The following is a 19,925-nucleotide window of genomic DNA, read 5'->3' on the forward strand; positions in this document are numbered from 1 at the left end:
GACAGCCGACATCGCCGAGCGGCAACTGCCCACCTGGGTCCTATCGATCCCATGAGGTCGGACGTTACAGCCAGCTGCCTCGACGCTACGAGCCACCTACGACGGCAACCTTGGTGTCGACCACATCTCCGCTTCGAACGATTGACAAGTTGATTGGAGCAAAATGTCGAAGTCTCGTCGCAAACTGAACAGTGCTTCGGGGCTCCGATAGGCATCATGTTTTGTCGGGAGCCTATCGCGGAACTCGTCTTCGTCGGCGCTCATTGCGATATCTGGTCGCACTCTTTTCTTCTGCCAGAACCACCGAGTTATCATCGCGAAGCGACTGCCTGACCATGCGACGGAGGTCATCCAGCGCCACGCCGCTAGTGCCAATCCAGCCGTCTTTAACTAGCGATATGAACAGAGTGTTGGTCAGATGTCGATCTACAGTCTCATAGCCAAGTATCCGGCCTTTGCGTGGACCACGCGTGCAATCATCCTCGAGGAGTTGTGTGACGTATTCAGCGTGGAGATACTGCCCTTGAACCATCTCATTTGATCCCATTACAAACGGCTCCGCTTCGGCCAGCTTGAACCACGCTGCACGGGCTCCAAGCCGCCAATCAGCTGACCGCAGACTGGAGACGCCAAGCGCGTCTACCTTCAACATCCTACCGAGCTGACTTCGGAAGCGAGCGTCAACACGGTACTCACCATCCTTCAGCTTCTTATATTGAACCAGGACTAGACTACGCGTTCGATGAGTGTAATAGATAAGGTCCGTACCGAGTGCAGCCTCAACGTTAGTCGCGTTGACATTTGTGACCTCAAGTGTCCGATGGGAATCCTGGAACACATGTATGTCGGCTCTGAACCCGGGCAGCAGCGTCAACCCCGGTACAGAGCGTGCATCATGGTCTAGTAGCGCCGCTTCCGGCGTCGATTCTGACAAGCCTGCCAAGAATGGCATAGAGGGGCTCGATGGCTCCATCCACGGCTGCAGGAGCAGCTTATCGTCCAGGCCCGCAATCCGAAGAGCAACCCGAACTGCATCTCGTTCATCGCACCACCTGTTCGCGGCCGGGCTATTTAGGGTGCGATCGACGCCGACGAGCGCATTGAGCACAGGCTCGAGCTGCGGCTGAAGTGTCACAATAGCATCCAGCAACGCCTTCGAGCCGGCCTTTGTCAAACGTAGGCCTACCCCTTGGCTTATGTCCAGATCGACCGATCGCTGATGAGCTCTCGACAGCCGCTGCCGTAGCAGCTGCGTCGGAATTGGATCGTGTAGAATGTGCACACGGTCAATTGACAGCCGCCTGTCGAGATCTGATGCTCCTCCGGCGGACCGCACCCACCCGGCGAAGGTTAACGCTCGCCCGGTTGGACCATCGGCGAGACCGAGGCAAACCTCACCGTTGCCCGCCGAGTCTGCTGAACGATCCACAGCCAATGTAATCGGCTCCGAACGCGAAGCAAGCGAAACCAGAGCCGAGACCTGTCTATTCGTGGGCAGCAGCAGGTAGGCCAAACCAGTCTCCCAAAGTCGAAAGTCATTGAGTGTTGCAGGATAGACAATAAAGCAGTTCGTTGGGCGAGCAACCCGAGGAGCCGGGCGAGTCGCACCCGACTGATCGTGGATGGGCGAGGGCACGCCGCGAGGAAGTCAACTGATCAGTGCCGTCGCGGCCAGGCTGCTCGCTGGACCGCAACGGATATTCGCCATCGCTCAGCTGTGGGGCCTTCCAGCACACCATGGCGCAACGAAAGCCTTTCTTGGTCGCAATTCACTGCGTCACGAGGGCAACACCTACCACCGCCGACGCCGCCAACGACCGATCGGCAGTCTCACACCCATCGAGTTTGAGACACTTCAACCCGCCGCACTCGCTGCCTGAACCACCACCCCCCGCGAGTCAGCCAAACTCGGGGCAATCCCGAATGTCTACCCCGTCCGCTCGATGTGGTCGAAGATGTCGGCGTCGGTTTGTTGTTGCCAGTCGGGGAGGTCGTCCCAGTCGGCGACGTAGGCCGGTTTGGGGTCTGGGATGTGTTTGTAGATTTGGCCGATCCAGCAGAGGGCGACGAAGCGGCCCTTCTGGGTTCGGGTGAGCTTGCTGGTGTGGCCGTCTGTGGCGGTGATGAAGGCGCGGACCTGGTCGTAGACGGCGGCGGCGCTGGCGCGTTCCCAGTCTGGAGTTTCGTCCCATGGGGTGATGTAGCTGGGCTTCGGTTCGCCGGGGTAGTACTTCTTGACGCCAGCGATCCATGCTTCCCGGAAGACCCGGCCCTGTTCATTCGGCAACGTGATGCTCCTTGTGGTCATGAGCGGACTTTCCGGCTCACAGCGATGATCTCTGTGTTGAGCTGATGGACGCGAGGGTTCTTGAGGTGCGGCACCAGGTACGGCTGCAACCCTTGTAGCCTTCGCGCGATTACTCCCGAGTCTGTCTGCCGTGCCGAGTTCAGTGCGGCATTGCTGTGGACAAGGAGTTGGTCGAGGTCTCGACGCTGCAGACCGAGCGCGGCGAGGTCGACGAGTACGCCGCCCCGACGGCGGGAAGACAGATTCTGACCCAGAGCATCGTTGAGCGCCGCTTCAGCCAGTTCCGGGCGCCTGAGCGCTACGTAGCAGGTACCCCGCTCTTCAGGCAGCCTTGAACCGTCGAATCTGAGCCAGCCACCATTCTGAGAAGAGCCGGTCAGGGCGTGAACCTCATCAGCTTGGTCGAGCGCCCGTTGGCAGGCGGTCAGATCGCCAAGGCCTGCGAAAACCTCAGCTTGGACTGCGCTGACCCAGTGCCGCGTTGAGAGCGCGTAGTCACCACCTTGGGCGAGGCCCGCGGCAAGCTGAAGCATCGGCGCAGCTCGATCGAACTTCAGGTCGTAGACACTGATGAAGGCGTGGCGGGTGAGGGCACACGCCCAGAGGTCAAGGGCGCCGGCTTCCTTCGCGGCCTGCGCGGCAAGGGCATAACAATGCGCCGCTGACGTGTACTGGTTCCCATCGAAGAGAATCTCTCCAGCGAGTTGGAAGAGATCGCTGGCGAGTTCACACACGCGATGATGAGTTGCTGAACCGCGTGCCTCGTGCAGGGCCGCGACGAGGACATCCAGCTGACCCTGCACCAACGGGAAGGCTGCGCGCTTGTTGCGCGACAACGTGAATGCTCGCCACAAATGTGCGTTGAGTGCCGCGTACTCATCAAGTGTGGCCGGATCCAGCAGGCCAGGGTTACTGGCGACGTGATCCAGTCGGTCCAAGTCCAACGGCCCGTGAGCACCTGACGTTGCTATGAGCGTGCTGGCCATGCTCATCAGACGCAGCATCTCGCGACGGTTCATGTCGTCAGTCTCCGTGGGGTCTTGCAGAACGCCCGCTTGCTCGTGGTCCTCAGACCCCAACTCAGGCGCTGCTGCCTCTGACCCGCACAGCAGGTCCGCCAGCTGGCTCAATGAGACCTGCAGCCACCGCGCGAGTTGAGGTCTGAGCGACGGCTGCGGTTCGACGCTGCCGCTCTCCCATCGAACGACGGTCGAGCGGTCTACGCCCAGCTGCTCGGCAAACCTCTCCTGGCTGTAGCCGAGAGCCTTGCGCCGCTGTGCGAGACGGTGTCGCTTGGTCGCCATACCCGCCTCCCACCCGTCCTCGACGATGGCTGCATTCTATCCAGCGGTCTGATCCGCCCGAGTGGCGCTAGATGCGTCCCTGTCAATCCTGACGAGATCCAGCCTGACGTAAGGGCCAGCCGCCGCAACAGCATGGACTTCGTACCCAGCTGGCACGCCGAGAGGCTGCCCGGCCATCGCCGCCGGACGACTCGACGCCGGCTGTCGAGGGAAATACAAGGTGATGCGGTTCACCAGGTCCGAATCCGCGATTGCGGCCGCGAGCTTCGTCCGTCCAGATATCAGCAGCGACCGTACGCCTCGACTGAACAGATCCGCCAAAATCGCGGCGGACTCGGCTCCAACCATCCGCGGCAATGAGAACTCGTCCGGTGAGTGCGCGCCTGGAACTCCCTCCTCAAGCCGACCGTCGGAGGTCAGAATCGCGTCGAACTCGGTCCGTGAGATCACCCCATCTGGAACAGGATCGAGGACAGGGCGTGCGTCGCTGTCCACCACATAAGCCCAGTGCACGTGCGGGAGTCCTGATGCAAATGCTTCGAGCCATGGCCCTATGACCAGGCGAGCCTCGTCGCTTAGGACGTCAAGCTCGACATCTACCCCTGCCGCCTTGAGGCGCGCTGCTCCACCCTCTTCACGCGATGTCGGGTCAATCAGGGCGATGACCACCCGGGCGATACCTGCGTCGATGAGCGCCTGCCGGCAGGGTGGAGTTCTTCCCTGGTGATTGCATGGCTCCAACGTGACGACCGCGGTGCCACCGCGGGCCCGCTCCCCCGCCGCAGCAAGCGCATTGACCTCTGCGTGGGCTTCGCCTTTGCGGCGGTGGTACCCCTCACCAATCACGTTGCCGTCGGCATCAAGTACGACGCAGCCGACCGGCGGATTGGGACTCGTCGACCCGAGCCCCAGGGCCGACAAGGCAATGGCACGACGCATTGCCCGCTCCTCGTGAGTGCTCGCCATGTCTAGCGAGGCTCCGCGGCTAGCTCGCGCATGAACTGTGACACGGCCGGCAACTGTCGATACCCAGACAAGGTCTTGCTAACTGCTCGTACCAGGCGAAGTGTTCGCTCCGAGCCGACCTCCTGGCCGATGCTCAAAGCCTCGGTTGCCTTCATGGCCGCCGGCTCAGGTTCTCCGGAGACGGCATACGCGCTCGCCAGCCGCCCAAGCGCAACTCCACGGTCACGACGGTAGACGTCAGGCAGTCCCGGCAGCGTCGCTTCGTACAGAGAGATTGCCCGTTCAGGCTTGCCGAGCGTCAACCAACATCCAGCGCGCTGTACTTCGATGTAGCTCGCCGTACAGAAGGAGCCATGCCCGGTCCGTGCATCGCCGGCCGCGTCAGTGGCAGCCCAGGTGTGAGCGGCATCCAGCTTCCGATGAGCAGCAGATTCGTCGCCGTCCAAGGCGAACCCTTGTGCCTCTTGTTGATCCAGCGCGGCACGCATAGGCGGGAGTAGATCGGTGGCTGCGCGACGGGCCGCGCCAGCCAGCCCTAGCACCTGGGCAGCGTTGCCACTCGGCACGGCCTGCTGACTACGACGGAACAAGACCCAGGAGGTCATCAGCGGATCGTTTGCCTCGATGGCCCATTCCAAAGCGCGGCCGCTCCAATGGCGCGCCTCAGCCGTCCCGCCGCTGTCCTCATAGAGCCACGAGGCGGATTCGGCGTACTGCGCGGCGAGGCGCACCACCTGCGGTCGACCGGCGATGTCAGCTGTGGCGAGCAGCTCGTTGATGGTCTCGAGCTGGCCGAGCACTCCGCTAAGCGCATGCCGAGGGCCGAGCAAGTTGTCTGTCTTGACGAGGAGATGCCACTGCTCGCGGAGGTGCTCGACGACAGCGTCCAAGCGTGGTCCATCGCTCAGCCTGATTGGCATGCTGGGCCGTGCGTCCGAGATAGCATCGCGTCGCTCGGTTGGCTCACTGATGTCGTCGAGTAATCCATCAAGCTCGTGGACCGAAATACGTAGCGCCGCAGCTAGTTTGGGGCGCAGCCACGGTTGCGGCGCGGTGTCAGCAGCTTCCCACCGCACGACTGTTGAGCGATCGACACCGAGCAGGGCAGCCAGGTTCTCCTGGCTATGACCGGCTGCTTTGCGCCGCTGCGCGAGTCGCACCCGCCTGCTTGCCATTACTCGATCATCCCCGTCCGGGCGGCCTACTGCGTCATCGTCGGCGCGTCAACAACGCGCCACTTATGCATCAGTTCTGCTCTGGCTCCTTCCAACCGTAAACGATGAACTTGTTGTGCACGGACAGGCGGTGCTGATCTCACAAGTGGCCGCGACCGAGCCGCCATCCAGAGCGCACCACGATCGACTCGCCCAGGGGGAATAGTGCGACCCGGCAACGACAGTCCAGATATCGCAAGACCAGCGATTCAGCGCCGCCCCGGTGCGGCACTCGGGATTGATCCACCGCGCCACCGGGTGCGGGTTTGGTTCGGTCCGCACAAGATCGCGGAGTACACGGCCGAGCCAGCACTAGCCGCTCAGTACGAGGCTGCAATGCGTCGCCGGTTCGCCGGTCTTCGGGTGACCAACGAAAACCTCGGAACGCTAGATGCTCGGCCTGCGTGAGGCAGTGGTGACCAACGTCGACCACACGCGGCCGTTGCTGCTCGGATACATCCGTCGGCATCTACTGATGACCGACGCCGAACTAGACGACGCCGAGGAGCGATTGGGGCTCTTCGCCGAGATTGAGGGCTTCACCCTCGGCTCTGTCTATGTCGAGCATCTCGAAACAATCCCGGCGGCCTTTGAAGCGTTGGTTGAGGCGGTCAATCGGTACGAGGTGACCGCTGTGGTCGTTCCCAGCATGCTGCACTTCGCCCTCCTGAGCGCGCCGGCGGCTATCAAGGATCGGTTCGAACACATCACTGGCGCCCGAGTCCTGGTCGCCGCCGCGTCACCTCAAGCACGGCGCTCTCGGCGACGAGCTCCGGATTGATCACTGGGGGCGCTCCGCACACCGGACCAGCTCACGGCGGCTCCGAAGCAAACACCCACCGACCGGCGGGCGGGCGTACCGATGCCCTGTCATCTGCGCTCGTCCGCCGCTCCAACTGATCACCACACTGACGAAGAGGGGCAGATGACAGCCAAGGCCGCAGCGACGCCCTGGGGACTGACCCGGGTCAGCGAGCTATCGAAGATGGTCGAACTCCCGCACACCGAGACAACGACTCCGTACGCGTCACCACGACCAGGCAAAGCTTCCTGATTGGCATCTGTCGCGATCTGGCTAGCTTCCCTGGCTGACAAAATGCCTGCTCGAAAGAGGACTCGCCTGCGGGCCCATGTCAGTTCAGCAGCCGACTGGTGTGTCCGGCATCGATCAGGCGCTCAAAGGCCGCGTAGACCTCGTCTGCCACTTCCTGCTCGACGGCGAAGCCAAGCGCAGGGTACTCGATGATGCGTTGTAGGTCACCGACCAGCATGTCGAGGACAAGTCCAGCGTCGCCGATACCGTCGATGTACTTGGCCATTTCGATCGGCTCAGAAGCACACACGATCTGTACGTCTGGCCACAGCTTCTGGCATGTGGCGAAGGCTCTGCGTTCCATGTAGGGCTTGGACATGAGCAATACCGATTCGACAGGTTCGCCGCGGGCTGCGAGAAGGTCGCGTGTGAACGCGATGTTCTGTCCAGTGTTCGTGGCTAGAGGTTCAACCAGGATCGCTTTGGCGGGCACCCCGAGCTCGATGGCGTGGTCGCGATAGTGGACTGCCTCGCCGCGAGGAAATCGGGCGGCAGTGGTCGGGCTGTTCGCTCCCGTGAAGACGAGCGTCGGGAACAGCCCTTGGTGGAAGAGTTGGGCTGCGAAGGTCGCGACGCCGAGATCGTGACTGCCGAGACCGACACCTATGTCGGTCGGCTGGAGTACGTGGTTCATCTGGTGGTAGTCCCAGATCAGTTGAGCATCGGCCATCAACTCGCCGGTCGGCAGACTCCCAGAGGTAACAGTTGTCTTCTCGATCACCGAGTTGCCCTCGCCTGACCGTGGCAGGTGTTACCGATGCCTAAGGCCCTCATCGCTGGCGAGCTGAGTCGATGAGGTTGTCGATTGATTCGGCGACGATGGTTGGGTCGTCTTTCTGGATGTTGTGGCCGCCGAAGCGGGCGACTTTGTGTGTGGCGCCTAGGTCAGCAGCCAACGCTTTCTGGTGGCGCTGCCATCGTTCATCGAGTTCGGCGAGACTGAAGGGTCGCCAGGGCTCAAGGTCTGTAAGCTCGAGCCAGCGGCGGACGCGGCTGGCGATGACAACACTCGGTACGTCGAGGGTGCGGATGCTGCGCGCGACCTCGTCCACGCTGGCAACCACGTCGTACGACAGGTGGTCCTCCCTGTCGCCATCGGCAACGACGAGAATAGGTTCGTCGATATCCAGGTTCAGGTGGATGTCCGTGGTATCGACAAGGACTAGGCCTGCGAGATTCTCTGGCCATCGCGCGGCGAAGATCAGGGCGATCAGGCCTCCGATCGAGTGGCCGACCAGGACGAACGGTCCCGCGAGGTCGGTCGCCGCAAGTAGCCGGTGCAACTCCTCCGCGGCGGCGCCAAGTGAGCGCGCCGCCGAGTCGGCCGGGGTCTCGCTGTTGCCGATTCCGGCGCGGGCGTAGGTCAGGAGGGTTGTCGACGACCGCAGGGCCGATATGGCGGCGTCCCAGGATTCGCCGGCGTCGCCGCTACCGGAGATGAAGACGACCGTTGGCGACCCCTCCCCCGAAATCTCAGCCGCAAGCTTGTAGCCGCCGACATCGAACGTGGTAGCCGTCATGGCGACGAGCCTAGGACCTCAGCGTGACCGCGACCTGCACCCGCGGCACGTCGTACCGGGTCTGCTCGGACTCAGAAAGACAGGTGATTGAACTGAGTGGATTCTCCTGTTGGACATCTCAGGGTGCGAGAGGGAGGTTGGGAGGTATGGAATTCACTCATCTTGGCCGGACCGGCCTTACTGTCAGCCGTATTTGCCTGGGCACGATGAACTTCGGGCCGCACACCAGCGTGGAGGACTCCCACGCGATCATGGATGCAGCCCATGACAAGGGGATCAACTTCTTCGACACCGCCAACGGATACGGCCGCTCGATCTACCCCGGCCGCACCGAGGAGATCGTCGGCGAGTGGTTCGCCAAGGATCCCAAGAACCGCGAGAAGACCGTGCTGGCGACCAAGGTCTACGGCGACATGGGTGATGGCTGGCCGAACGAGGGCAAGCTCTCTGCGCTCAACATCCGCCGCGCGCTCGACGCGAGTCTGAAGCGGTTGCAGACGGATTACATCGATCTGTACCAGTTCCACCACGTCGACCGGGCCACGCCGTGGGATGAGATCTGGCAGGCGATGGAGGTCGCCGTACAGCAGGGGAAGATTCTGTACGCCGGATCCAGCAACTTCGCGGGGTGGCACATCGCTCAGGCCCAGGCGGCTGCGGAGAAGCGGAACTACACCGGGCTCGTCAGCGAGCAGTCGATCTACAACCTGATCGTGCGGGATGTGGAGCGCGAGGTGTTGCCGGCCGCGCAGGAGTACGGGCTCGGCGTCATCCCGTGGTCGCCGCTGCAGGGTGGTCTGCTTGGCGGTGTGCTCCGCAAGGAGAACGAGGGCGTTCGCCGGCTCGAGGGTCGCGCCAAGGAGACGGTGGAGAAGCTGCGGCCGCAGATCGAGCAGTACGAGGCGTTCGCGGACGATCTCGGACACGCGCCGGGCGATGTCGCGCTCGCGTGGTTGCTGCACCAGCCCGCGGTGACCGGCCCGATCGTCGGCCCCCGCACGATGGAGCAGCTCGAGTCCGCAGTACGCGCCGTCGACGTCAAGCTCGACGACAAGGCGCTCGCCCGCCTCGACGAGATCTTCCCGGGCTACAAGACGGCCCCTGAGGACTACGCCTGGTGACGCCGATGGTGTGAGTATTTCAGCAAATCGCCCGTACGCCGATCGATCGGCGTACGGGCGGTTGGTTGTCTTTAGAACGGTCCTCAGTCCGCCTGCATCCTTCGTCCGTCGGGCAAATGTCGGCGGGGTTGGTTAGCGTCGTGGGGATGGAGTAGCTGGAGGCGAGGAGCTGCCAACATGAACGCCGAAGCAGAGGACCTGCTGGCCAAGATCGCTCAGGCACTGGCTCGCTCCGCTCCGGAGGACTGGCGCTATTTGACGCTACGGATCTCCTGCGCGGGTGGTATGACCCAGACCGGCCTGACCGCGACTCGGGGCAGCGGAGCCCTGCACCGGGGCGTCACGCTCGACCACGACGGTCACCTCGCTGCCCTTATGCTTCGCAGAGCGATGCACCAACCAGGCCAGGGCAGCTGGTACAACGCGCACCTGACGTTCGACAAGCTCGCGCGGCTCGATGCCGTCTACGACTACGACAACCCGCCGTTCCGCGGCGACGTCGACGCTAGCTTCCTGATCGAGGACCAGCGCCTTTACCCACGCGATCCGGCGATGCTGCCCCTTTGGCACCCTTGCCGACCCGGCGGACCATCCCTGCCTCTGTGGGGCGACGACGAGTGACCCGCTGCGGACACCTCCCCCGAGGACTACGCCTCGTGGTACGTCGTGCCGGGCCAGGTGCGCAGTGCGGCCCTGGCGAACACCACGCCTTCCGGTGTGGACTTCGCGGATCGGCGGTGGATGCCTCGCTCGTCGATGAGGGCGCCGAGGCGGCGCAGTACGGCATCGGTGTCCCAGGCCGCCTGGCCGGCCATCGACGGCGTCATCGGTGTTCCATCGATGCCCATCCAGCCGATCGCGGCGAGAAGCTCCGCGATCGTCCTGTAGGGGTCATCGGCGGATCGTGCGGCGAGAGTGGCAAGGAGGAAGATCCCGGCTTGGGTTTCGCAGGCGTCTCTGGAGGCTGGTGGCATCTGCTCGGCGAGATGCCACCACAGTGCGAGCGGGTCACTGCGGACGGCACGTCCGCGCTTTGTGAGCACGAGTGTTCCACGGTACTTGCGGAGCAGGCCCATAGCCTGTGCCGATTCTCGCAGGTGCAGTACGGGCAGGGTCTGGATCTCACGGTTGCCCTTGCCGATCCATTCTTCGCCCAGTCCGAGATCGGCCATCGCGGCTTCCACGTGGACAGGCGGCAAGTAGCCGGCCCCGGTCAACTTGATGCCGTCAGCCCCGACGCGATCCAGCAGCCAGCTGTACGGCGAGACCATCCGGGCCGCGGTATCGGCGTCGATATCAACAGAGGCGTCGAGGTCCGCGTCTTCAATTAGCTGCTGGAACAGGTACCTCTGGGCTATAGGGCGGATTGCGTCCGCGAGTTCGCCGAGCGGTCCGAGAAGACCCGGTCGGCCGTCACTGGGATCGGCCAGGGTCTTGTTGATCGACTCGAGGTCGAACGGGGTGGGGGCGTAATGGTCCGGGTTGGCGTCGTCTCCGTACATGTCGGCATACTCGGCGACCGCCTCGGCATGCTCGGGGTGGCCGGGATCGAGGGCAGCGGCAATCACCCCGTAGCCATAGACCCCGCCGCAGTCCTCGCTCGGGCCAGGGCGGCGGCCGTCGATGCAGACGGCCCTGGGAGCGGAATCGTCCCGCGGCCGCTCGGCTTCGAGCTTGATGACGTGCATCCAGTCGTCGCCGAAGTCGTACAGGTAGAGGAGCTTGTCGCCAGGCTTCGCAAGGACCTCGTCGAGGCGTACATCCCCTTCCGGCACGCCAGTCTTGCCCTCGTCGGCTTCGAACGGACAAAGGTAATGCTCAGTCAAGGAGTGGTAGTAGTCCTTGCCCGAGGCGAACTCGTGCAAGTGGCTGTCGGTCCAGCCGAACGCGATCTGGAGGACTTCGTGGACCTCGTTCAAGAACAGGTCGGAGGCGAGCTCCAGTCGCCGCCAAACCGGCGGCTTGGTCCCTGTGAGATCGACGCGCACCTGGTAGGTCGACACGTCGTTACGACGAGCTCGCCGCCTCGACGGCGGTGGTGGCAGTTCGAACGGATCCACCCCTGGCATCGCAGCGGCGAGAACCTGCGGAAGCAGTTTGCGTAGCTCGTCGGATCCCAGGCCGGTAAGACTCGCTCTGAACTGCTCCAACAGCTCAGCCTGGCCGGCCGGGGACAGATGAGGATCGTCGTTGCGCGCCATACGGGCAACGCTACCGCCGCCGACCGTGAGACATCGCGCAGCCTGTACGACGTCACGTAGAACGGGCGGTGCGCGTTAGCGAAAGCCGGCTGGAGGATTGCCGATGCCGGATTCCTTTGCCTTGAGGGCGGCGGCCGTGCGGTCGGGGACCTGGAGTTTGGTGAGGACCTGGGAGACGTGGTTGCGGACGGTCTTCTCGGACATGCCCAGGCGGCGGGCGATTTCGTGGTTGCGGCAGCCGGCGGCCAACAACTCCAGCACCTCGCGCTCGCGAGGAGTCAGGTCCGGGAAGGCCCGAGCCGTGGGCGACTCGATCTGATGGCCGGAGTAGAACGCGACGATCCGCCGGGCGACGGCACCGCCGTACACCGCCTCACCCGAGGCGACCGAATGGACAGCGCGGACGATCTCCTCCCCATCGGAGCCCTTGACGAGGTAGCCGCGGGCGCCCGCGCGGAGCGCCGCGAAGACGTGCTCGTCGTCTTCGTGCATGGTGAGCACGAGAATCGGCAGCTCGGGCTGCGTCTCGAGCAGTTGCGTGATCGCCGCGACACCGTCGAAGCGAGGCATGGACAGGTCGGTGAGCACGACGTCCGGCGAGAACTCCCCCACCGCACTCACCAACGCCGCCCCGTCCCCCACGCTGGCGATCACGTCGATCGCCTCGGCCTGCTCGAGGATCGCGGTCAGCCCATAGCGGTACATCGGGTGGTCGTCGGCCAGCACCACGCGGATCGTCATGACAGCTCCAGCGGCAGTACTGCGGTCACAAGCGTCCCGTGCGGGTTCGCGGCCTCCACGAGGAGGCTGCCTCCGACATCGGCGGCACGCCGGCGCATCGAGTCGAGGCCATGTCCCGAACCGGCGCCAGGACTCAGTCCTCTACCGTCATCCAACACCCGGACACGAAGATCTCCGTTCGCTTGATTGAGCCGTACGGCGCAGTGGACCGCAGCCGAGTGTCGCGCGACATTCGTCAGGGACTCCGCCACGATCCGGAACGCCGCCTCCTCGACCTGAGGCCGCAACAAAGGCAACGCATCCGTGGTGAGATCGAACGCCGGGCCGCCGGGATGACCCATGCCGAGCGACGACGCGGTGTCTCGCACTGCACCTTCGAGCCCGTGCAGGTCGAGCGATGTCGGCCGCAGCCCGTCGAGGACCCGGCGGATCTCGCGGACCGCCACCTCGGCCTCGGCATGTGTTCGCTCGAGCAGCGCGGGTACAGCATCGGGATCGATGCGATGTGCGGCGCTTGCGGCCTGCAGACCCAGCGCGATGCCGGCGAGCGAGGGACCGAGCCCGTCGTGCAGGTCCCTGCGGAGACGGTCCCGTTCCACGAGGGTGGCTGTGGTGACCCGCGTTCGTTCGCGTGCGAGCTCCTCGGCGAGCCGTGCCGCCCCAACGACGACAGCCAGGTGCGGCGCGAGAGCCGTCACGAGCCGCGCATCCTGCTCGGTGACCCCAGTTGCACCGCGGCGCGGCCCGATCGTCAACGTGCCGAGCTGCACTCCCCTGTGGCGCAGCGGGAGATCGAGCGTTGCGCCTGCCGCCTCACCCACCTTGGCGACCACCCCACCGTGGATGTCCCGGACGATGGCGTACGACGTACCGGCGGCTGAAGCGACTGCCTCAAGCATCGAGGCGACCGGGTCATCGTGCTCGACCTCGAGCCCGGCACCGACCCGGTCCACCAGGGCGAGTGGATCGGCACGCTCCCCAAGGACCAGCCGATCGACGAGCGTCCGCAACCGCCCGGCGACGGGCACCACCAGCACCGCCACCACTGCTGACGCGGCCAGCAGCGGCAACGGGCCCTCGGGTACGAGCCGGGCGAACGCAGTCGTGAGCCCGCCGATGACGAGAGCGACCAGCAGCGTCATGGGGACGTACAGCAGGGTGCGACGAAGCACTACCTCGATGCCAAGCAACCGATAGCGCAGTACACCGATCGCCACCGCGACGGGAACCAGTCCGTAGGCGATTGCGAACAGTGCGCCGTACTCCGTGAACACCGTGGCCAACATCGCCGCGACCACGCTGAGCAGCCACAACAACTGCTGCCGCTCCGGGGTCTTAGCCCGGATCGCTCGGAGCAGGGTCCCGATCACGGTGACTGCCGCGGTGGAAATCAGGAGGGCGGCCGCCGACAGCCCGACTACCCACACCCACCAGGTCGGGGCGTCCCACGGCAGCCGGGTTCCGCGCACGGTGTCGTCAACGCCACCGGGGCTGGTCGCGGCCGCCAGCACGATCAGCCCGATGCCAAGGAGCGCCACCCGCACGTGCCACGACCAGAAGGCGGACGCCGGTCGGCCGGTTGGGTACAGCGGCGGGAGCACGATCACCGGCAAGAGCAGCGACGGGATCCAGGTCCACGATGCGAGCCACGCCGCCGCAAGGCCGAGCGGCAGGGAGTGGTCGGGGTCGGTGAGCGCGCGTGTGGCGTACGCGTCGACCGCCACGTTGGTCACCTGGAGCAAACCTGAGGCGACCAGGAGCCAGCCAATCCAGTTCCGTGGCCGCAACTGGATCAGTGCGGCACCCGAGAGAGCGAAGCCGGCGACGATCAGACCGTTCCACCATGAAGGGCCCGAGGAGACAATCCCGGGACGGGACATGACACCGCCCGCTAGTGAGAACGGGATCGTCGCGAAGAGGCCCAGGGTGAGCGCAGCGAGCGACCAGCCGCCGATCCGGCGTACTCGGTCGTCGTCACGCACCGCTCCCATGCCCAAAGTGTGCGCCCGATCGGGCCGGCTGTCCCGGGACAGAAGTCCCGGGGTGTACGGGAGGGCCTCCCGGTCGGACCCCGTCCCGTGACGGATCCGTCCTGGCGGCAAACCGTGGTGCTCTCGAAGCCTCAATTCCAACCCAGAGGGGGCAACCATGAGCACCGCCACCACAACGTCGAACCGATTCGATGTGCTCAACCCGGTGATCGCCGCGGCGACCGGCGCAGTCACCTTCGGCCTCACGATGATTGCCGGAGACGTATTCGACCTCAACACCGACTCGGACACAGGACCGGCAACCAGCGTGTGGGAAATCGCCCTGTACGTCGGGTTGGTGCTCGCGGCGAGCCTCATTGCCATCTGGCTCGGACTCCGTGCCCGTGCGGGCTCGCCAAGGCGGCTGTCCTCGACGGCACTCGGCCTCGCCATCGCATCGGCGGCCACGTTCGTCGCCTTCTGGTCGGGCTGGCCGCAGGTGTTCGGTGCGGTCGCTGTCGTACTCGCCGTCGAGCACCGCCGCCGGGTCGGCTCGTTCTCCGCCGCAACCCTGACCGCACTCATCCTCGGCGCGATCGCCTTCATCGCGGCCGCCGTCACCTGCGTACTCGGCTGAACAGATCGTCATCAGAGGAGTCATGTCATGAAGCACAAGCTGGCCACCATGCTCGGCGCCTTCGCCCTCGTCGGGGTCGCTGCCGGCCCCGCGTCCGCGGCGGGCGGGGCCGAACACGCGTTCCTCATCGAGGACTACAACGCATACGAACACTTCGCGCCTGGCGACGGTCCATGCGTCTCCTGGGCGGGGACGTTCCACGAGGTCCGGTCCGGCGGGTACCGATTGGTCACCGCGCCCGGTGGCCAGGCCGAGGGAGAGTTCCACGTCAACGGCGTCATCAACGGCCTGGTCGAACTGATCCCGGACGCCGCCGGACTACCGACGTACTCGGGCACATACCGCGAGAAGGTGAACGCGGTAGTGACCTCCTTTACCGAGGAGGGCGACACCTCGCGCGTGTCGCAGTACCGGCTGCGCAGCACCCTCGGAGGTACCGACGGTTCGACCCTCAGCCTCCGGCTATCCGGCAAGTTCACCATGAACGCCAACGGTGTCGTCGTGGTGTCCCGAGACACCTTCACTTGCGAATAAGAACCGTTGGGCCGTGGCAACACTACGGATTAGCACGCGATGCTGAACAACCGGATCGTCTTCCTGGGGGGCAGTCGGAGGCGATCCGTCAGCGTCGAACTTGGGACGTGGGTCGGCCACGGCACAGTCCCAGCCAACGGACCCAGCGGGCGGCTAGGACAGCGTGCTCACTTTGACGCTGAGCCAGAAGCCGAAACGCCCGTACTGCTCACTCGATTCGCTCGGATGGCTGACTACTGTCGTCCTGTGGCGGACCAACTTGCAATGGCTACTGACGACACACGGGCGCATCTCCGGGAGTTGGAGGCTGAACTCGACGAGTACCCCGATCAGCGCGGCGAGATCCTGCTCGAGATCGCCGCCGCTTGCCTCGAGGCAGGCGAGCCGGACCGGGCGGTCGTCATCTGGCGCGACCTGATCGCCGAAGGTGGCGAGGACGAGGATTACGCGCGAGTCGAGCTTGCGGAGTACCTGTTCGGCATAGGTGAGGACGAGAGTGCCCGCGCCGAATTGGCGGCTCTGATGGCGACACGTCGGACGGCCGGCGGCGGATGGCAGCTCGCGGCGGAATTGCTCGAAGAACGTGGCGAGCTGGCCGAAGCGCTGGTCTGGTACACGATGGCGACCGAGCGATTCACGACCGACGAGATGGCAACCCTCGGCGACGACGCCGGCTGGGTGTCAGTGCCAGGCATGTTGGTGCGACGCCGCCGTGAAGTGCGGACGGCGATGGGCTTGCCCCCCGACGAGACCGATCAACTGGTGCCAGCTGAGGAGGGGCTCCTGGAACTCGTCCGTCGGCGGTTCTTGTCCACCGAGGACGCCGTGGACACGATGCATGCCCGCCGCGGGGCGCCGACCGAGGTCCGGCTCTTGTTCTGGCCACGGTCTGAGTTCGACCAGGCGCGCGAGCGTTGGCCCGACGCGATCGACCAGGATGTGAGCCAGTCGCAGTACTACCGAGACCTCGAGGTCAAGCTGGACGCCATGGCGAGCGAGGGAGCCCGCCGGATCGATGCCGTGCCCTGCAGCGTCGAAAGCTTCGCCGTGTACCTCGACGCAGGCGGCGACCGTCCGTTGGACTCGTCGGCCGCACGGCGGGACTATCTCGACGCCCGCTACAGCGAGGGTCATTACCTCCAGTGGCCGCCACCGCGGAACAAGCCCTGTTGGTGCGGCTCGGGTACGAAGTACAAGAAATGCTGCGGCGCTCCGACCCACTGAGTCACAATGCCGGAAAGCCGGCAACGCGGTACCTGCTGGAGAAGCTTGCCGGCACGGCGGGGACGACCGCTCGCCAGACTCGATAGTCCCGGGCCAGCCACTATCATGCCCCGGAGGCGACGCGAGCATCACCATAACTTCTGCCGCGAGTCCACGGCCAGGCTCTTTGACCTACTTCGGATCCCGCATGAGGATGTCGTGGTGAACAGTGACGATCTGAAATCGCGCGTGCAGGCACTGCGGGCCGCCGGCAGCACACCCAAACAGATCGCCCGCACGCTGGGGATCCCACGGTCCAAGGCCGTATCTCTGGTACACAATGGTGCAACCCCACGGCGGGATCGCGGCACCACCACCCTGGAGAAGCAACTCATCGGTTGCTGGATCACCCGGCAGTGGAGCAACGGATTGACCATCGAGAACCGGCCGGCGAACTGGATCGACGATGACGGTCTTCCTTCGCTTGCCATGGGCGCCGGACTTCCCAGCGTCGCGGTCGTGCGCGAACACAGCGACGACCTCGTATGATGCCAACGGCGGCGTTGTTCAGAAGTTCTTCATCAAGTGCAGACTGGTGTGATCATGCTCGTGGAGACGTGGACAGAGGAGAGGATCGCTTTGGCAACCCAGTTTGTTGCCGAGCGCATCTCAGCTGACTTCGCCGAGACGGGCCTGACGATCGAGTTCCGGATCGATACGCAATGGTCTGGCGTCGATGTTTCGCGCGGCCCGGAGAGCGTGGTCGCCGTTCGCGGTGGGCACGAGTTTCCGCTGCACCTGGAGGGTGGGACGGAACAAGCGTGTTGGTACGCGGCCTATCAAATGCAGGATGACGTCATGGGCGAGCACGGGCGGCCGTGGCCTGAACTAGTGGACAACTCGGGCGGCTATGTCGGCGTGCTCTCGCTACCCGGTGAGCCACCTCAGATCGCGGCGTGGGAACTGGCCGGACGGCCGTTCTGCGCGGTCGGTCATCTCCAGCGTGCGTGTGCGGCGGCGGGACTGAGGATCAAGAGCCTCTGAACCTCTGGCCAACGTCCGGCTGGAGGGCACTCGAAACGATGCCGGATGGATTCGTTGCCGGCGAGCCATCCCGGCATCCGCGACCACCGTCACATCGCGCAGATCGGCTGTTTCATCGGCGCGGCGCCGCCCCGCAAGGAGGGTCACAGCCGGATCAGGTCGGCGACCTCCTCGGGCAGGCCGGGTGACGTCATGACATGGCCCATCCCGGGCACGACGTGCAGTACCGCGCCCGGAATCGCGGCCGCCAGGGCCTCCCCGTGACCGAGCGGATAGACCGGATCCTGATCGCCGTGCACGATCGAGGTCGGCGCGGTGATCGACGACAGCGGGGCGAGCAGGTCAGGGGCGTCCATCCACACGGCCCGGCCGTGGTTGGCCGCGGCCGCCGGGTCGGTAGCCCGCGACAGCGCCAGCTCCAGCATCGCCCGGGTGGCCGGCTCGTCGAACGGCCGAACCGGCCCGTTGAAGACCCGGAACAAGGCCACGTCGGACTCCACGCCCGGCGGCAGCCCGGCGGCCAGGTGCGCGAGAAACGCCGGCGACGGTGGCGGCAGATCATCCGGGTCGGCCGGCTCCCCCGCCCGCGCCCGTGCCCACGCCGGACTCGGATCATGACCCATCGGCGAGCTGGACATCAGCGTCAAAGACCGGACCCGGTCCGGCGCGTGCACACCCAGCCACTGCGCGATCATGCCGCCCAGGGAAGTCCCAGCCACATGGGCGGATCCCAATCCATAACCGTCCAGCACGGCCAGGCAGTCGCGAGCCATGTCCCCGATCGTGTACGGGTGAGCATCGAAGTCGACAACGCTGGACCGACCGGTATCTCGATGATCGAACCGGATCACCTGAACCCCACGCTCCACAAGCCGGCCAACCAGCGCATCAGGGCAAAGGACCCCCTGAGCAGCCGACCCCATAACCATCAAAACAGCGGGAAGCCCAGGATCCCCGACCCGGTCAGTCCAAATCCGCAGCGGCCCGGAGGCCACAAATCGCTCGTGAGCATCCAACATGGAGGCACGGTAGCGGCTACCTGCTGCCGAACGCCGACATTTACCGCTGGTCCGGCCGTCGTAGCGCCTAGCAGGTCGTCGCGTCGTCTCCGAGCCTCTTCCTCGGCATAGCGGCCGAGCTGGAAGCAGGTCACCTTGGGCCTGTTGACTGACACGGCCGGGTTTCCGCTGATGGTGGAGGCGTTCGATCACGATGTCCGGATCGTCTATCTCCCGCCGTCCTCTCATTCGGCCATCGCTGCAAGCGCGCTCTGGATTCTGGACTCAGAAGTACGTGTGATCGAACTGAGTGGATTCTCCTGTTGGACATCTCAGGGTGCGAGAGGGAGGTTGGGAGGTTTGGACTATCCGCCGGGCACTTGACGCGAGTCTGAAGCGGTTGCAGACGGACTACATCGATCTGTACCAGTTCCACCACGTCGACCGGGCCACCCCGTGGGACGAGATCTGGCAGGCGATGGAGGTCGCCGTACAGCAGGGCAAGATCCTGTACGCCGGGAGCAGCAACTTCGCCGGGTGGCACATCGCCCAGGCCCAGGCGACTGCGGAGAAGCGCAACTACACCGGGCTCGTCAGCGAGCAGTCGATCTACAACCTGATCGTCCGCGACGTCGAGCGCGAGGTACTGCCGGCAGCCCAGGAGTACGGCCTCGGCGTCATCCCCTGGTCGCCGCTCCAGGGTGGTCTGCTTGGCGGTGTGCTCCGCAAGGAGAACGAGGGCGTTCGCCGGCTCGAGGGTCGCGCCAAGGAGACTGTGGAGAAGCTGCGGCCGCAGATCGAGCAGTACGAGGCGTTCGCGGACGATCTCGGGCACGCGCCGGGCGATGTCGCGCTCGCGTGGTTGCTGCACCAGCCCGCGGTGACCGGCCCGATCGTCGGCCCCCGCACGATGGAGCAGCTCGAGTCCGCAGTACGCGCCGTCGACGTCAAGCTCGACGACAAGGCGCTCGCCCGCCTCGACGAGATCTTCCCGGGCTACAAGACGGCCCCTGAGGACTACGCCTGGTGACGCCGATGGTGTGAGTATTTCAGCAAATCGCCCGTACGCCG

At 64.9% G+C, this 19,925-nt stretch carries 20 protein-coding genes; 9 read left to right on the top strand and 11 right to left on the bottom strand.

The features are described from left to right. Nucleotides 1-232: 232 nt before the first annotated feature. From ACFPJ1_RS02295 to ACFPJ1_RS02315, 5 genes are all read right to left on the bottom strand, one after another. Nucleotides 233-1,513: a hypothetical protein gene (locus ACFPJ1_RS02295; protein ID WP_380101086.1), complete on the bottom strand. Its 1,281-nt coding sequence runs from the start codon at nucleotides 1,511-1,513 to the stop codon at nucleotides 233-235. A gap of 414 nt (nucleotides 1,514-1,927) precedes the next feature. After that, nucleotides 1,928-2,308, bottom strand: coding sequence for a hypothetical protein (locus ACFPJ1_RS02300; protein WP_380101087.1), 381 nt, complete (start codon nucleotides 2,306-2,308; stop codon nucleotides 1,928-1,930). Then, nucleotides 2,305-3,612 carry a helix-turn-helix domain-containing protein gene (locus tag ACFPJ1_RS02305; RefSeq protein WP_380101088.1) on the bottom strand — a complete coding sequence of 436 codons (1,308 nt, stop codon included), beginning with the start codon at nucleotides 3,610-3,612 and terminating at the stop codon, nucleotides 2,305-2,307. The genes ACFPJ1_RS02300 and ACFPJ1_RS02305 overlap by 4 nt, the downstream gene beginning before the upstream one ends. 36 nt (nucleotides 3,613-3,648) lie before the next feature. Beyond that, nucleotides 3,649-4,578, bottom strand: coding sequence for a bifunctional diaminohydroxyphosphoribosylaminopyrimidine deaminase/5-amino-6-(5-phosphoribosylamino)uracil reductase RibD (gene ribD / locus ACFPJ1_RS02310; RefSeq protein ID WP_380101089.1), 930 nt, complete (start codon nucleotides 4,576-4,578; stop codon nucleotides 3,649-3,651). 2 nt (nucleotides 4,579-4,580) lie between these two features. Next, nucleotides 4,581-5,738: a helix-turn-helix transcriptional regulator gene (locus ACFPJ1_RS02315; protein ID WP_380101090.1), complete on the bottom strand. Its 1,158-nt coding sequence runs from the start codon at nucleotides 5,736-5,738 to the stop codon at nucleotides 4,581-4,583. A 469-nt stretch (nucleotides 5,739-6,207) separates the two neighbouring features. Here ACFPJ1_RS02315 and ACFPJ1_RS02320 point away from each other — a divergent pair, with 469 nt between their 5' ends. Then, nucleotides 6,208-6,573: a hypothetical protein gene (locus ACFPJ1_RS02320; protein WP_380101091.1), complete on the top strand. Its 366-nt coding sequence runs from the start codon at nucleotides 6,208-6,210 to the stop codon at nucleotides 6,571-6,573. 352 nt (nucleotides 6,574-6,925) lie between these two features. On the opposite strand, the gene ACFPJ1_RS02325 is transcribed toward ACFPJ1_RS02320, so the two are convergent. Next, nucleotides 6,926-7,606 (bottom strand): YdcF family protein, encoded by a 681-nt coding sequence (locus ACFPJ1_RS02325; protein WP_380101092.1) that lies wholly within the window; start codon nucleotides 7,604-7,606, stop codon nucleotides 6,926-6,928. A gap of 49 nt (nucleotides 7,607-7,655) precedes the next feature. After that, nucleotides 7,656-8,405: an alpha/beta fold hydrolase gene (locus ACFPJ1_RS02330; protein WP_380101093.1), complete on the bottom strand. Its 750-nt coding sequence runs from the start codon at nucleotides 8,403-8,405 to the stop codon at nucleotides 7,656-7,658. A gap of 146 nt (nucleotides 8,406-8,551) precedes the next feature. On the opposite strand from ACFPJ1_RS02330, the gene ACFPJ1_RS02335 reads away from it, so the two are divergent. Together ACFPJ1_RS02335 and ACFPJ1_RS02340 are read left to right on the top strand one after the other, a co-directional pair. Continuing rightward, nucleotides 8,552-9,526, top strand: coding sequence for an aldo/keto reductase (locus tag ACFPJ1_RS02335; RefSeq protein ID WP_380101094.1), 975 nt, complete (start codon nucleotides 8,552-8,554; stop codon nucleotides 9,524-9,526). Between the two features lie 177 nt (nucleotides 9,527-9,703). Then, a complete protein-coding gene (locus ACFPJ1_RS02340; protein ID WP_380101095.1) occupies nucleotides 9,704-10,147 on the top strand; it encodes a hypothetical protein in 444 nt (147 codons plus the stop codon). 26 nt (nucleotides 10,148-10,173) lie between these two features. Here the strand turns inward: ACFPJ1_RS02340 and ACFPJ1_RS02345 are convergent, their stop codons facing one another. The 3 genes from ACFPJ1_RS02345 to ACFPJ1_RS02355 form a co-directional block, all read right to left on the bottom strand. Next, the gene (locus tag ACFPJ1_RS02345; RefSeq protein ID WP_380101096.1) at nucleotides 10,174-11,727 is read right to left on the bottom strand and encodes a plasmid pRiA4b ORF-3 family protein; all 1,554 of its coding nucleotides are present in this window, start codon (nucleotides 11,725-11,727) and stop codon (nucleotides 10,174-10,176) included. Nucleotides 11,728-11,802: 75 nt separating this feature from the next. Next, nucleotides 11,803-12,468 (bottom strand): response regulator, encoded by a 666-nt coding sequence (locus ACFPJ1_RS02350; RefSeq protein WP_380101097.1) that lies wholly within the window; start codon nucleotides 12,466-12,468, stop codon nucleotides 11,803-11,805. Beyond that, nucleotides 12,465-14,459 carry a sensor histidine kinase gene (locus ACFPJ1_RS02355; RefSeq protein WP_380101098.1) on the bottom strand — a complete coding sequence of 665 codons (1,995 nt, stop codon included), beginning with the start codon at nucleotides 14,457-14,459 and terminating at the stop codon, nucleotides 12,465-12,467. The genes ACFPJ1_RS02350 and ACFPJ1_RS02355 overlap by 4 nt, the downstream gene beginning before the upstream one ends. 157 nt (nucleotides 14,460-14,616) lie before the next feature. Between ACFPJ1_RS02355 and ACFPJ1_RS02360 the strand changes: the two genes are divergently transcribed. The 5 genes from ACFPJ1_RS02360 (at nucleotide 14,617) to ACFPJ1_RS02380 (ending at nucleotide 17,856) form a co-directional block, all read left to right on the top strand. Then, on the top strand, nucleotides 14,617-15,075 hold the full coding sequence (locus tag ACFPJ1_RS02360; RefSeq protein WP_380101099.1) for a hypothetical protein: 459 nt from the start codon (nucleotides 14,617-14,619) through the stop codon (nucleotides 15,073-15,075). Nucleotides 15,076-15,102: 27 nt separating this feature from the next. Further along, nucleotides 15,103-15,609 carry a hypothetical protein gene (locus tag ACFPJ1_RS02365; RefSeq protein ID WP_380101100.1) on the top strand — a complete coding sequence of 169 codons (507 nt, stop codon included), beginning with the start codon at nucleotides 15,103-15,105 and terminating at the stop codon, nucleotides 15,607-15,609. Nucleotides 15,610-15,873: 264 nt separating this feature from the next. Continuing rightward, nucleotides 15,874-16,833, top strand: a complete 960-nt coding sequence (locus ACFPJ1_RS02370; RefSeq protein ID WP_380101101.1) for an SEC-C metal-binding domain-containing protein — start codon at nucleotides 15,874-15,876, stop codon at nucleotides 16,831-16,833. Nucleotides 16,834-17,034: 201 nt separating this feature from the next. Then, on the top strand, nucleotides 17,035-17,361 hold the full coding sequence (locus tag ACFPJ1_RS02375) for a hypothetical protein (RefSeq protein ID WP_380101102.1): 327 nt from the start codon (nucleotides 17,035-17,037) through the stop codon (nucleotides 17,359-17,361). A 48-nt stretch (nucleotides 17,362-17,409) separates the two neighbouring features. Further along, nucleotides 17,410-17,856 (top strand): hypothetical protein, encoded by a 447-nt coding sequence (locus tag ACFPJ1_RS02380; protein ID WP_380101103.1) that lies wholly within the window; start codon nucleotides 17,410-17,412, stop codon nucleotides 17,854-17,856. A 143-nt stretch (nucleotides 17,857-17,999) separates the two neighbouring features. Here the strand turns inward: ACFPJ1_RS02380 and ACFPJ1_RS02385 are convergent, their stop codons facing one another. After that, nucleotides 18,000-19,103: an alpha/beta fold hydrolase gene (locus ACFPJ1_RS02385; protein WP_380101104.1), complete on the bottom strand. Its 1,104-nt coding sequence runs from the start codon at nucleotides 19,101-19,103 to the stop codon at nucleotides 18,000-18,002. Between the two features lie 88 nt (nucleotides 19,104-19,191). Between ACFPJ1_RS02385 and ACFPJ1_RS02390 the strand changes: the two genes are divergently transcribed. Then, nucleotides 19,192-19,884 (top strand): aldo/keto reductase, encoded by a 693-nt coding sequence (locus ACFPJ1_RS02390; protein WP_380101105.1) that lies wholly within the window; start codon nucleotides 19,192-19,194, stop codon nucleotides 19,882-19,884. The last annotated feature ends 41 nt before the right edge of the window (nucleotides 19,885-19,925 follow it).

The sequence above is a fragment of the Kribbella qitaiheensis genome (assembly GCF_042657745.1).
Classification (GTDB): domain Bacteria; phylum Actinomycetota; class Actinomycetes; order Propionibacteriales; family Kribbellaceae; genus Kribbella; species Kribbella qitaiheensis.

Coding starts and splice junctions, on each gene's coding strand:
- ACFPJ1_RS02300 (WP_380101087.1), bottom strand. CDS start 2,308: ATGACCACAAGGAGCATCACGTTGCCGAATGAACAGGGCCGGGTCTTC.
- ACFPJ1_RS02350 (WP_380101097.1), bottom strand. CDS start 12,468: ATGACGATCCGCGTGGTGCTGGCCGACGACCACCCGATGTACCGCTAT.
- ACFPJ1_RS02340 (WP_380101095.1), top strand. CDS start 9,704: ATGAACGCCGAAGCAGAGGACCTGCTGGCCAAGATCGCTCAGGCACTG.
- ACFPJ1_RS02360 (WP_380101099.1), top strand. CDS start 14,617: ATGAGCACCGCCACCACAACGTCGAACCGATTCGATGTGCTCAACCCG.
- ACFPJ1_RS02330 (WP_380101093.1), bottom strand. CDS start 8,405: ATGACGGCTACCACGTTCGATGTCGGCGGCTACAAGCTTGCGGCTGAG.
- ACFPJ1_RS02305 (WP_380101088.1), bottom strand. CDS start 3,612: ATGGCGACCAAGCGACACCGTCTCGCACAGCGGCGCAAGGCTCTCGGC.
- ACFPJ1_RS02365 (WP_380101100.1), top strand. CDS start 15,103: ATGAAGCACAAGCTGGCCACCATGCTCGGCGCCTTCGCCCTCGTCGGG.
- ACFPJ1_RS02370 (WP_380101101.1), top strand. CDS start 15,874: ATGGCTACTGACGACACACGGGCGCATCTCCGGGAGTTGGAGGCTGAA.
- ribD (WP_380101089.1), bottom strand. CDS start 4,578: ATGGCGAGCACTCACGAGGAGCGGGCAATGCGTCGTGCCATTGCCTTG.
- ACFPJ1_RS02355 (WP_380101098.1), bottom strand. CDS start 14,459: ATGGGAGCGGTGCGTGACGACGACCGAGTACGCCGGATCGGCGGCTGG.
- ACFPJ1_RS02335 (WP_380101094.1), top strand. CDS start 8,552: ATGGAATTCACTCATCTTGGCCGGACCGGCCTTACTGTCAGCCGTATT.
- ACFPJ1_RS02385 (WP_380101104.1), bottom strand. CDS start 19,103: ATGAGAGGACGGCGGGAGATAGACGATCCGGACATCGTGATCGAACGC.
- ACFPJ1_RS02345 (WP_380101096.1), bottom strand. CDS start 11,727: ATGGCGCGCAACGACGATCCTCATCTGTCCCCGGCCGGCCAGGCTGAG.